At 39.2% G+C, this 12,508-nt stretch carries 13 protein-coding genes; 7 read left to right on the plus strand and 6 right to left on the minus strand.

Going from position 1 to position 12,508, the window contains the following annotated elements:
* Positions 1–382 precede the first annotated feature (382 nt).
* The 6 genes from Q8M41_RS01065 (at position 383) to Q8M41_RS01085 (ending at position 5,333) form a co-directional block, all read left to right on the plus strand.
* Complete coding sequence (locus tag Q8M41_RS01065) at positions 383–1,801, plus strand: Gfo/Idh/MocA family protein (RefSeq protein ID WP_305363381.1); 1,419 nt, start codon at positions 383–385, stop codon at positions 1,799–1,801.
* A gap of 504 nt (positions 1,802–2,305) precedes the next feature.
* Positions 2,306–3,577: a nucleotide sugar dehydrogenase gene (locus tag Q8M41_RS01070; protein WP_305363382.1), complete on the plus strand. Its 1,272-nt coding sequence runs from the start codon at positions 2,306–2,308 to the stop codon at positions 3,575–3,577.
* Between the two features lie 554 nt (positions 3,578–4,131).
* On the plus strand, positions 4,132–4,371 hold the full coding sequence (locus tag Q8M41_RS18165) for a DUF4258 domain-containing protein (protein ID WP_370870415.1): 240 nt from the start codon (positions 4,132–4,134) through the stop codon (positions 4,369–4,371).
* A 2-nt stretch (positions 4,372–4,373) separates the two neighbouring features.
* On the plus strand, positions 4,374–4,601 hold the full coding sequence (locus tag Q8M41_RS01075; RefSeq protein ID WP_305363383.1) for a type II toxin-antitoxin system MqsA family antitoxin: 228 nt from the start codon (positions 4,374–4,376) through the stop codon (positions 4,599–4,601).
* A gap of 212 nt (positions 4,602–4,813) precedes the next feature.
* Positions 4,814–5,029 (plus strand): hypothetical protein, encoded by a 216-nt coding sequence (locus tag Q8M41_RS01080; protein WP_305363384.1) that lies wholly within the window; start codon positions 4,814–4,816, stop codon positions 5,027–5,029.
* Entirely contained in the window at positions 5,016–5,333 is a 318-nt protein-coding gene (locus Q8M41_RS01085; protein WP_305363385.1) for a type II toxin-antitoxin system RelE/ParE family toxin, read from the plus strand. Before Q8M41_RS01080 ends, Q8M41_RS01085 begins: the two co-directional genes overlap by 14 nt.
* Positions 5,334–5,600: 267 nt before the next feature.
* Here the strand turns inward: Q8M41_RS01085 and Q8M41_RS01090 are convergent, their stop codons facing one another.
* The 4 genes from Q8M41_RS01090 to Q8M41_RS01105 form a co-directional block, all read right to left on the minus strand.
* The gene (locus Q8M41_RS01090; protein WP_305363386.1) at positions 5,601–6,131 is read right to left on the minus strand and encodes a hypothetical protein; all 531 of its coding nucleotides are present in this window, start codon (positions 6,129–6,131) and stop codon (positions 5,601–5,603) included.
* 553 nt (positions 6,132–6,684) lie between these two features.
* Positions 6,685–7,689 (minus strand): hypothetical protein, encoded by a 1,005-nt coding sequence (locus Q8M41_RS01095; RefSeq protein WP_305363387.1) that lies wholly within the window; start codon positions 7,687–7,689, stop codon positions 6,685–6,687.
* A gap of 19 nt (positions 7,690–7,708) precedes the next feature.
* Positions 7,709–8,377: a DUF6266 family protein gene (locus tag Q8M41_RS01100; RefSeq protein WP_305363388.1), complete on the minus strand. Its 669-nt coding sequence runs from the start codon at positions 8,375–8,377 to the stop codon at positions 7,709–7,711.
* 54 nt (positions 8,378–8,431) lie between these two features.
* Positions 8,432–9,070, minus strand: a complete 639-nt coding sequence (locus Q8M41_RS01105; protein WP_305363389.1) for a DUF6266 family protein — start codon at positions 9,068–9,070, stop codon at positions 8,432–8,434.
* A 584-nt stretch (positions 9,071–9,654) separates the two neighbouring features.
* Between Q8M41_RS01105 and Q8M41_RS01110 the strand changes: the two genes are divergently transcribed.
* Positions 9,655–10,851 carry an ATP-binding protein gene (locus Q8M41_RS01110; protein WP_305363390.1) on the plus strand — a complete coding sequence of 399 codons (1,197 nt, stop codon included), beginning with the start codon at positions 9,655–9,657 and terminating at the stop codon, positions 10,849–10,851.
* 235 nt (positions 10,852–11,086) lie between these two features.
* Here the strand turns inward: Q8M41_RS01110 and Q8M41_RS01115 are convergent, their stop codons facing one another.
* Together Q8M41_RS01115 and Q8M41_RS01120 are read right to left on the minus strand one after the other, a co-directional pair.
* The gene (locus Q8M41_RS01115; protein ID WP_305363391.1) at positions 11,087–11,263 is read right to left on the minus strand and encodes a hypothetical protein; all 177 of its coding nucleotides are present in this window, start codon (positions 11,261–11,263) and stop codon (positions 11,087–11,089) included.
* 307 nt (positions 11,264–11,570) lie between these two features.
* Positions 11,571–11,834 carry a hypothetical protein gene (locus Q8M41_RS01120; RefSeq protein WP_305363392.1) on the minus strand — a complete coding sequence of 88 codons (264 nt, stop codon included), beginning with the start codon at positions 11,832–11,834 and terminating at the stop codon, positions 11,571–11,573.
* Positions 11,835–12,508 lie beyond the last annotated feature (674 nt).

A 12,508-nucleotide genomic window follows, 5' to 3' on the forward strand; every position in this document is an offset into this window, starting at 1 on the left:
AACTAGGAATGACAATAGTTCACCCTGCCTTTTATTAAAACGTTATCCACAATGCTTTTAGTTTTTTAACACCCCCCGGACCCCCCATTTCAACAATAACAATAGCTAATAAATATTCTTTCATTGACCAAAGGAATGACATATTATTTTGGGGGAATAAGGAATACGGCTCAGAGGCCGGAATCTGGGGTGCAAGCTCCCATTTTGTCTTATTATGAAATAACTATTACATTCTCATGTTGGGTTTGCCCCATCACCGGTGCGGCAGGATTAAGCATTGTTTAACTAAAAGGATCAGATTTAATATTTTCTATAGGAGCATCTACAGATTCAGCAAAATTCTTCTTAAATTTCTCCTCATGTTCAATTGAATACAGAAACCATGAAAAATAATCGCAGAGACTTTATTAAACAGGCCGTTCCGGCTGTTGCTGGTGTAACAATGTTAAGCAGTTTATCTGCATTTGCATCCGATAGAAATGTAAATCTTGATTCGTCTGATTTTCCGAGGCGTCCTCAGAAGTTTAATATGTCAGGCTATGCTGCTCCAAAGATTGAAACAGTTCGGATTGCTTTTATAGGCACCGGAAACCGGGGATCGGGTGCGGTTCAGCGAATGAGTAAGATTGGTGGAGTTGAAATTAAAGTTATCTGTGATCTGCGTCCTGAAAAGGCAAATGCAGCATTTAAGCGTATTGAGGCTTCAGGTCAGAAACCTGAACTAGTTACCGGAAATCCGGAAGCCTGGAAAAAGGTATGTGAGCGTGATGATATCGACCTGGTTTATATTGCAACTCCCTGGGCCTTACATGCTCCAATGGCTGTTTATGCAATGGATCATGGAAAACATGCTTGTACGGAGATACCGGCTGCTACAACAATTGAGGAATGCTGGCAATTGGTAGAAAGCTCTGAGCGAAACAAAAAGCATTGTATGATACTCGAAAATTGTTGCTATGACTTTTTCGAGTTACTTACACTCAATATGGCTCGACAGGGATTTTTTGGGGAGATTGTTCATGCTGAAGGAGCATATATCCATGACCTTTTGGCTGGTGATTTCTCAAAAGATAAATATTATGATTTCTGGCGTCTCAGAATGGATGCCAGCAGACAAGGCAATTTGTATCCTACCCATGGACTGGGTCCTGTAAGTCAGGTGATGAACATTAATCGTGGTGATAAAATGGATTACCTGGTTTCTGTTTCTACAAATGATTTTATGATGGGTGATACAGCGAAGAAACTGGCCGCCAGCGACGATATCTATAAGCAATTTGTTGGAAAGCCATTTAATGGCAATATGAATACCACTACCATTCGTACCAATAAAGGCAAAACGATCATGCTGCAGCATGATGTTACCTCTCCGCGCCCCTATTCCAGGATACATCTGATTAGCGGAACTAAAGGTACTGCCCTGAAATACCCGCTTCCTGGCAAGATCTCAACAGGTCATGAAGGCTGGATTTCTGAAGAGGAATTTAAGGTACTTGAAAAGAAATACGAACCCGCAATTGTTAAAAAAGTTGGTGAGCTGGCAAAGCAGGTCGGAGGCCACGGAGGGATGGATTTTTTAATGGATTGGCATAATATTGACTGTCTTCGTAATGGTTTGCCAGTCGATCAGGATGTATATGATGCGGCATTATGGAGCTCTATTTTCCCGCTAAGTGAATGGTCAGTTAAGAATCGCTCGAATTCTATAGATATCCCTGACTTTACAAGAGGTTCCTGGAAAACGAATGAGCCGGTGGATATTACTTTAAGCAAGGGTGGGAATACGGAGGTGAAAATTTAATCAGTTGACAGTTGATTTCGTCAGTCACATTTTTCGGAGCAAATGGAGGAGAATTTGTCGATGGGTTATTGAGCATTTTGTAACGCTTGTCATCCGCCCGGGGCGGAGCCAAGCGGTTTTCCTAATTTAAAGAAAAATAAAGGCGACGAAGGATCTCATTATGATGAGTATGAAATTTTGCTGAAGCAGGAATTTCTCTTTAGGGCCTCACCCTGTGTACGGAACTGCTGGTATAAAGTCTAGTGCTGCCCTCCGCCCGGGGCTGAGAGGGTTTAAAGGTATTGAAAGGAGAATTTGTCGATGAGAGAATGAGTTAATTTGTGCTTTATGTCATTCAGAGGAGCCAGCCTACTTTCTCAACCCGATGGCTATCGGGTTATTAAAAATGGGAGACGACCATGAATCTTATCACCGGGAGAAGTAATTTTCAATCAGAAGCAGATCCTTGTATTCTCCCATTTCCTAATTTGATTAATATATTTGCAGCCATCAATTAGAGAATATATGCTACCTAAACTGACGCCTGATTTGAAAATTGGAGTAATCGGGCTGGGATATGTAGGTTTGCCTTTAGCGCTTGCTTTTTCCGAAAAATACGAGGTTATAGGATACGATTTGGATGAAGGGCGTATATCCTCGCTTCATAATGGATGTGACCTTACATTGCAGGTATCAGAAGATGATCTGAAAAAATCGAAACTTATTCTCAGTAGTGATTTCAACGATCTGTTGGGTTGTGAGGTCTATATAATTACTGTACCTACTCCTGTTGATGAAAATAAGAAACCGGATATTAGTTCATTACTGCAGGCTTCTGAAACTGTTGGCAATATGCTAAAAGAAGGGGATATAGTAATTTATGAGTCGACAGTTTACCCCGGTTGTACAGAAGAAGATTGTGTTCCTGTGCTTGAAAAGGAAAGCGGGTTAAATTATAATCTTGATTTTTTCTGTGCTTATTCCCCCGAAAGGGTTAGTCCGGGAGATCCGGTACATACTCTTAGAAATATTGTTAAGGTAACCTCTGGGTCAAATCCTGAAACTGCAGATTTTGTTGATAAGCTTTATTCTTCAATAATTGATGCTGGAACTCATAAAGCGTCAAGTATCAAAATTGCTGAAGCTTCCAAAGCAATTGAGAATGCTCAAAGGGATATTAATATTTCCTTCGTCAATGAACTGGCCCTGATTTTTGATAAGATGGAAATTGATACCAAGGAGGTTCTGGACGCAGCTGCAACTAAATGGAATTTCCTGAATTTCAAACCCGGACTAGTTGGAGGACATTGTATAGGTGTTGATCCTTATTATTTATCTTTCAAAGCCGAGTCTTTAGGCTATCATCCAAGAGTAATCCTTTCAGGCAGGTATGTGAATGATCAAATGGCTTCTTTTGTGGTGAACAAGTGCGTTAAGCTGATGGTAAAAAAGAATATTCAAATAATGGGATCCAGGGCATTAATGATGGGAATAACGTTCAAGGAGAATTGTCCGGACATTAGAAATAGCAAGGTTATAGACATTGTGAGTGAATTAAAACAATTCGGGATTGATGTAGATGTGTATGACCCTCTGGCTGAGAAGGAACAAGTAAGCACCCACTATGATATAAGTTTGATCACTGATATTTATAAGCAAAAATATCAGCTCATAATTCTTGCTGTTGCTCATAATGAATTTCTTTCGATTGATTTTGGCAAAATGAAAAATTTTGATACCATACTCTTTGATACCCGGGCGGTGTTGAATAGGGAATGGGTGGATGGGAGACTTTGATTCAATTTGTCTATTTGTCAATGGGGGGATAAATTAGAGAATTTGAAAATGAGCAAATTAGCAAATTCGATGAGTGCTTCAATTGGAAATCTTAGAATATGTGGCACATTCTGTTTCTCAAACGTGTAATTGCATTTGAGTGGTAGTTGGCCTTGTGCCTGAGCCTATGCGCCCAGTGTCTCCCGCTGGTCCAAAGGACTCCTTCGGAGCGGGAGAATAAAAGAGGGTGGCTATGCTGATTGATTGAGTGAATTTGTGCTTTATGTCATTCAGAGGAGCCAATCGGTTTTCCTAATTTAAAGAAAAATAAAGGCGACGAAGGATCTCATTGTGATGAGTATGAAATTTAGCTACAATAGGAACTGCATTTAAGGCCTCACCCTCTGACAACTGGAAACAGATAACCAACAACAGATCAAAGAGCCAGGGACAACTCTTACAAAATAATTGTTAAATTTGGTTTATATATTCAGCCGCAAAAAGACTACATGTAATTTGATTTCGGATAGATGCAATGTGCAGAGGTTTTATATAGTGACCATGCGGTAGCCTAAATGTTTAAACGGGATATTGAAATAAAAGACATTCGATATGTTATTGAGTATGGCGAAGCTATTAATAGATATCCTGATGATAAACCTTATCCCAGCTTCTTGGTATTTGGGTTTGTGCAAAAAAGGCCAATACATGTGGTAATCGCAAGAGATGCAGAAAACGAAAGGTGTATCATTATCATTGCTTATGAGCCAGACAATGTAATATGGGACGCAGATTTTAGAACGAAAAAGAAATAGATATGGATTGTGCATTATGTAAAAATGGAACTACCCAAAAAGGCCATATAACGGTAACGTTGGAGAGGGGTTCTGCCATTATCCTGATAAAAGATGTACCTGCGGAGGTATGTACAAATTGTGGCCATTACTATTTATCAGAAGAGATGACAAAAATTATCATGGAGAAAGGTAGAGAAGCTATTAGTAAAGGTGCTGAATTTGAGGTGCTGAAACTTCAGGTAGCTTAATTGGCAACCCGATAGCTATCGGTGTTGAAAGGACTTAGAAAATCACATAAGTTCCAGGGATCAAGAGTCAGAAATAGTTTTCCAGGAAAATTTATAAATTTGTGTCAGGTACTCAGTACTGAGTCTTTATTTTTAATAAAATCGTTGCAGAAATAATTATTGATATCAATTGTCTGTGCTGGTTTGTTAAATAAATAATTTAAACCATTATTATGATAGCTGTAAAATTATCAGTTCAACAACTAATAGAAGCTCTTAGCGGATTAAGTGAAAAGGAAAAAATCCGCGTACGTGAGGCACTGAATAAGGATTTTGAAATTGCTGATACTGAATTGGAAGAGCTTTTGAATCGTAAACGTGATTTTCAGGCAGGCAGAATAAGTTCACGTCCCTGGGCTGAAATCCGGAGAAATTATGATAGAGTATAGTTTAGAGCTTCTTCCAATTGCAGAGGAGGAATTAAATGATTCTTTCGAATGGTACGAGAAACAGTGTGATGAACTTGGACATGAATTCATAAATGAGGTATCCCATTACCTTTCAATAATAGAACGTAACCCATTACATTATCCTTTACGTTACGGAAAAGATTTACGTTTTGCTCCCCTAAGTAGATTTCCATTTCTGATAGTATATTGGATCGAAGAAAGTAGGGATTTAATAGTTGTAGCATCATTGTTCCATACAAGTCGTAGGCCAAAAAAGATCAAAAACATCCGTAAAAATCAGTAAGATTCGTAGTTTCGGTTGAAATCGAGATGAGATTTGTTGAAGGTAAGGACTTAATCACATAGGCGATTAGAAAGTAGATCTCGTCAGTCACTTTTTCCGGAGCAAATGAAGGATAATTTGTCGATAGGAGAGAATTAGCAAATTTGTGGTGTATGTCATCCAGAGGAGCCAATCGGCTTTCTAAACCCGATAGCTATCGGGTTACTGGAATTGTAAGGCGACGAAGGATCTCATCACGATGAGTATGAACTTTTGCTGAATCCTCTTTTATATTGTATTTATACCCCTCCAGTATCGCCATCCGGCGATCAGTATCAACAGGCTTACCAGAACCATAATAATTTTAGAGAATGCAATTCTGCTTTCCTTTTCCTTAATCTTCGAATCTGTATTCTGTTCCATCCTCCGACTAAATTCAATATTATCCATTTCAAGGTTATGGACATCCTGAGGTCGATTCGAACTGTCAATAAGACTCCTTAATACATTTTGTTTTCCTTTAATACTGATACTGAATGCTTTTCCTTTAAATCCATTTTCCAGCGAAAAACTAAATGTATCAACAGGAAAAATATCTACCTCATAGATATGGCCGGTAGAATCGGATAATCGGATAGTATGGCTGTCTCTCAACCTGGCTTGCAGCTCTGAGCTAATCATGGTTTTCTGATCCTCCGATATCTGCATTTTGCTTTTCTGACGATTCAGAAATTTATCAATCTGGCATGATGTTAAAGTCATTGAAATGAACAAAGCACCCCCAAAAGTATATCCTAACTGAATTATATTGATTTTCATGATTATTGATTTTTATGTTCTTCTATTTTTTGTTTTGAACATTAGTTTTTTGCAGCATTGGCTGATGGCTGGTGCGCGCACAATGTCATTAGTTAAGGATTGGGAATACAGCTTTCGGGAATGACAAATCGTGAGAGAGGTAAGGGGAGATTTCAGCCTTCGCTGGAATCGGCTCAGCTTAATACTAATTAAATGAACCAATCCGCTGTAAGATCATACCTTCAGTTCACATCAATAAATTTTCACATTATACCCCAAAATTGCAATCCCCGAAATACATTAAGACAAAAAATGAGTAAAGGGAAGTTCCTCATTTCGATTCCAAGGCTGGAATCTCCTTCATCCCCCCACACTTGTCATTCTCGCGGAAGCGAGAACCTCCTTACCTCCAACAACATTTATCAACCGATAACTATAGGTTCCTGCAAAAGTGGGAACCAATGAGCCTAACCATACTCTTAAACAGCACGCACACCGCGCGTTCCAAAAACAATCTCAACCTTATTAATCGTGCTCTGAACATTACAATTTTCTGCTTTTACCTTTCAGCTTTCTACTGATACCTTGCCACCTGATAAACAGATTTAACCAAGCGCCTTTTTCTGTATACACCGTCACCCTCCCTGCCACCTGAAACATTCGTATTACCCTCAACTGTAATCAACCAGGTTCCATCCCATTGATCAATGAAACCGGCATGGGCAATGCGCTTTTTGTCAGGAAAGTAGATACCGAAAACGTCTGCTGTCGCAGGTTGCCAGTTACCTGTTGTCTGTTGCCTGTTATGAGTTGTTACCCGATAGCTATTGGGTTGCCTGTTACCAGTTGTCTGTCTGGTCGGATAGAGGGATGTTATTGGTGAGTGTCTTGATTCCTGGCTCCCTACCTGACCGGCAGACAGGTTGGTTCCTGACTCACCTGACAAGCTTTTGGCTTTCAGCTTTCTGCTTTCAGCCTTTGTAGTTGTTGGGCGGACAGACATTGATCCTAAAGAATTTCCGTCCTGATGCTTTTCCCTGCTTTCAACTTTCAGCTTTGAGCTTTCAGCTTTGGTCCATATCACTTTACTACCCTTAAATAATTCCGGCGACCAGCCTGTCTTGGGGTTCTCTACATTGGCCTGCCCAAAAACCCAGCAGACAAAGGCAGCGCACCAGGGGTTTCCTTTTGGAAGGTTAACATAGCGGAGGTATTGCTCTACCACTGCACCCGAGTTTGATCCTTTCTCGCGGATGCCGATCTGGCTCATATAGATGATCACTTTCTGATTGGCAGGCAGCGACCTGAAATTGCTTTCAAGCTGCCTGTCTGAATAATTGGTAAAGGCAGGCCAAATCGTAATGATGATCCACCAGGTAATGGCTTTAAATATGAGCACCGCTGATGCTGCGAGGATTATGGCACTTAAGATTCCGGGATCAATTGCTGCGGCAGATCCATCCACCTCTCGAATCAGATAAGGAAACAATAAGAATGTGGCTATGACCACTACTATGCCTGCAAGCTCCTTTCTGAAAGGAAAATGCCATGGGAGATAATATTTATTGAAGATTTCCATGATTTTGATTTTAAGATGATTAATTAAGGTTAATAAGTGATTCTGAAAAAGAAACATCCGGTAAATTAACAGCTCCCAAATACATACTGTTTGATACTGCTTTGCCTTTGGCATTAATGAAATACATATAGGTTTCCAACTGCTCACCGATAAAGCTGCAGGGCAGACTAAGCATACTCCTACAGTCGTCGGATCTCAGTTCAAGATTGTCGCAAACCCATTTCTTTCTAAGTGGGTTATAAGCCAGCATGTATAGCCTCCTGTCTAAATAGAAATCAGGGGTATCGGGACACCAGCTGAAGATCAGATTGTTCTGACTTGCATGTATAGCATGGCAGTGGCCAATAGAGAGTCTTCCGGAACTGAGTTGAATAGCAGCATAATTGAAGCAATAATCAGGGCAGGTTCCTTTAATAGCCTCTTTTAGAACTTTGCTCAGGCAGCAATTGAAAGCTGAAATCCTTCTTTTACCTTTCTCAGGTAATTGTTTCAGCTGATCACGCAAAGGAGAGATTAAAGCGATAGATAGCTTAAATTTCCCCCTTTGTGATACTTGTTTGTTGCCTGCAGGCTTGATTGATTTACGCGGCATCTGCCGGATGCAATAGTGGTTTTTATACCTGTACCCTATAATGTTTCCAACTTTTCCGCTGAAACCTCCCAGGATACCATGATGTAATATAGCCATGATTGATTTTTTTAAGGGTTTTTAAAAGAGCCGGGAATAACCCGGCTCATGAATTTATGCGATCACTACTTCGCTGATATACAGACTGGTAGAAACCGTTTTTTTATCTGCTGAAATAAAAGCAATCCAAACATGCACGGTATCCCCCACAAAGTCGGCAGGCAAATCCATGCTATCTGCCAGGGTGCTGCGATTGTCGCCATCAGTCGTAAATACATATTGCGACTTTTCGGGGTTATAAACCAGCAGCATAACTTTATCGCCAGGTTTGGCAGTACCTGAAGCAGAATTATCCTGCCAGGTGACATTTACTTTGCTGGCCGCAGAATTGACTGCCGGACCCCAGGCACCGGTCAGGTTGCCCTTACTGATCAATACCTTTGGATAATCGATCGTCAGATCAGGATAAGTCCCGGTGATTGCCTCTGCAAGGAGCTGGGAGGTAGCCACGTTGAAAGCAGTCTGCCGGTTGGCAAGACTTTTATATCCTATACTGATCAATGCACTGATCGGCTGGAGAAAGCCGGTGGCCATCCCCATTTTTGCCCGCTGGAGCATTTGTAAATCAGTTGGGGCTTTACTTGAGGGTTTGGGCAAACTGCGCATATACTCAATACCGTTCCAACTACTGCCCACTACTGTTCCGACCTTGCCGGAAAATGAGCCTAATATTCCTTTTTTATATGTTCCCATATCGTTTAAATTTTAAAGATTCAACAATCAGCACTCTTTAATTCGTACCGGTACGCTGTGCTGCTGAACGAAAGTAAGTACCGCTGAGGAGCCCGGAAATAGCTGACCCTCTTTGAACCCGTTCTGACCTCCTTTGACCTCCTTTTTGAGGATTTGTTGTGCTCTTGTTCGGCCTTTGTTGAGCTTTTATTGTGCTAAATGGCGTTTTGGAGCATTTGAGCTCAACAAGAGCTGAACAAAGTATAAGGAAAGTATTAGGAGGGTGGTTGGGAGTTGACAATTGAGAATTGACAGTTGAGCAAATTTGTCGATGGGAGGGAAAGACTTACGAAATCACATAGGCGATTAGAAAGTAGATTTCGTCAGTCACAAATGAGGGTATACGATTTGTCAATGAATTTATTTGTCTATTTGTCGATGGGATATTACCAATAATTAGCAGGCTTTTTCTAACCAACCACTAAGCTACTAAGAGTGAACAAGCGCTCTTTCAAATTTTGTATAGTAAAATGAATAAAATAATACAAATTTTGTATACTTTAGTAAGCAAAATAGTTTTATATTTGTATTCTTAATAGATCATTATGGAGGCATTATTTCAGAAATATCAAAAAAAATTACAAAATACATCTATTCAATTTGTCCGGAGTTTTATTAATGATGTCAATTGGGACGCCCGATTAATTGGGATTAAAGGAGCAAGAGGCGTAGGCAAAACAACATTGCTTTTGCAGTATATGAAACTGAACTTTAGTAAAGAGTTAGAAAAATCACTTTACGTAAGTTTAGATTCTATAGGATTTAGCAATACTACTTTGGTTGATTTGGCGGAGGAATTTGTTAAAAAAGGGGGTAAGTATTTGTTTTTGGATGAGGTTCATAAATATGCCAACTGGGCACAAGAGCTCAAAAATATTTATGATGATTATCCGGAATTGAAAGTGGTTTTTACTGGTTCTTCTCTTTTGGAAATTTTGAATGCCCGATTTGATTTGAGTAGAAGAGCTATTGTATATCACCTTCAGGGACTTTCTTTTAGAGAATACATTTCATTAGAAACAGGGATACATTTTCAGCGTTTGTCTTTAGAGCATATTCTGGAAGATCATTTATCGGAAGCGACTTTGATTAATGCTGAAATAAAACCTTTTCAATATTTTGGGGCCTATTTGAAGTATGGTTATTATCCTTTCTATAAAGAGCAGCCTGAATTGTATTGGCAACGTTTGGAAGAAGTGATCAATATGATGCTCGAAATTGAGCTGCCATTGTTACGAGGCGTTGATTTGGGGTATATTCATAAAATAAAACAATTGTTGGCTATTATTTCTGAATCGGTTCCGTTTATTCCTAATGTGAGTAATTTAAGTGCTAAAATTGGAATAAACCGATCGACTTTGATGAACTATTTACATTACTTAGAAGAAATTGGACTAACAATTAACCTATATAAAGAAGCTAAAGGCAATAGTAAATTACAAAAACCAGCCAAAATATTTTTAGAAAATACCAATCTGATGTTTGCATTATCCCCTTCTAAATTTAATATTGGTAATGTAAGGGAGACTTTTTTTTCCAATCAATTGGCTTACCATAACAATTTAAGTTATCATGAAGCAACTGATTTTTTAGTAAATGAAAAGTATGCTTTTGAGATAGGAGGAAAAGACAAGTCCGGTAAGCAAATTAAGAACCTTGAAAATGCTTTTATTGCAGCCGATGATATTGAGTATGGATTTCAAAGTAAAATACCATTGTGGATGTTTGGTTTTTTATATTAAATAATATCCCGCTTACCATTCCCTATGGTCGGTGTTATCCCGTACCATTTACCCTCTTGCCGATGTTCAAACTGTCCATCTCAACACGATGAATAGGGAATTTTGCTGTATGAACTACTTTTGGGGCCTCACCCTGTGCATGGTACTGCTGGTTTCAAGTCTGGTGCTGCCCTCCGCCCTGGGGGGAGAGGGTTTTAAGATTCTGCAAGTACAATTTGTCTATTCGATAACATTGTTAGCTTGAGCTAGGATCAGGGAAAAGAAGAGAGAAGACACCTTTTTCACGGTAGTAGAATTTATTTTTAATTTTCCTGAAGCGGAGTAATCCATCGGCACGGCGACGCTTCAGGGTGCTTTTACTCCAGCTTAGTTTAAACATCACCTCCTGATCATTATAGAAAACTTCGGGCAAGATGCCCTGAGTTTTCTATAATGATCAGCCAAAATATGGATATAGAAGAGAATCTTACCCTGAGTCTCTTCTATACTTTCAAGTTTCCGGAATAAGGGCTTGTAATCCATAGCTAATTGTTGAGTAACAGTGCTATTTCAATCCCGTATGCACAGGATTTTATTGAATATTCCTATAGAGAGTCGCTGTGTTTAAACTAAGGGACAGTATGCTGTTTTTGATTCCGGCCGGAACTGGATAAACTGGATTTCTGCTGAATTGTATCCAGGAGGTTCATACCAAACTCTTAAATACAGAGGAAAAAATTTTAGGCTAAGTCAGAATCAATCAGGTAATTTTGATTAGTTATATATTTAGTCATTGGAGAGAACGTGTCAAAATAATTGTGAATCTCAGAGGAATCCAGTAAGATTGAATTCAATTTAAAAACTCGTCTCTTATCGGGTATGACTTCAACTATGGCTTGATAAATATTGATACTTTCATGCAGAATCAACTGAACTGAATGATAGCCCCGAACCCTTAAGTTTTTGATGGCATCAGGATTTACTTCCGTATAGGATTTAGTCATCTTTTAAATAAAATATAAAATTATTCAGGAATAATATCCGTTAAATCCCAGCCTCCGCTGCATCCACGGCAATCTATAATAATCTTCTTAGAATGTGGTTTTAAAGGTGTAATATCATCCTTTTTACAAGATGTTGACAGGCTGATTATTAAAACGATGATAATAATAAATCTTTTCATAATAAATTAATTATTAAGGTTAATATTCATCTTAAATCTCCGGCTTGGCTTTTTTTGATGGACTTGATCCTGATGCCCATGATGTCATTTGCTGGTGCACGCGTGTCGCGTGGTCCATTCCCACTTACTTGTGTTCAGTTCTTTATAGGTAAGTTCAATCCCGAGGTCAGTTAAAGCACCAACCTGAGGAATTTGTTCGGAGATAAAACAGGACGCAGAAGAGTGTGCCTGCCCAAATCAAAGGCCTTCTGCCAGAAGCTTTTATTGCTGAGATATTTTAACGTCTGGGGACTATGTGTGTAACCGTTGTGGTAATAATTACCGTTGGATCATCAATTGGCCGTTTTTGCGGCCGGATTTGGCCATACGTAAAACAGTTTTCCTTTTTCAATAGAGTATTTGTTACTTTTAATGTTTTCATGGCTTTTTGTTTTTTTATTTAAAGTAGTGCTCTCCCCGATTCAAACAGAATCTTTTACACCAAGTCGCATTTTT

This window comes from Daejeonella sp., assembly GCF_030684675.1.
Lineage (GTDB): Bacteria > Bacteroidota > Bacteroidia > Sphingobacteriales > Sphingobacteriaceae > Daejeonella.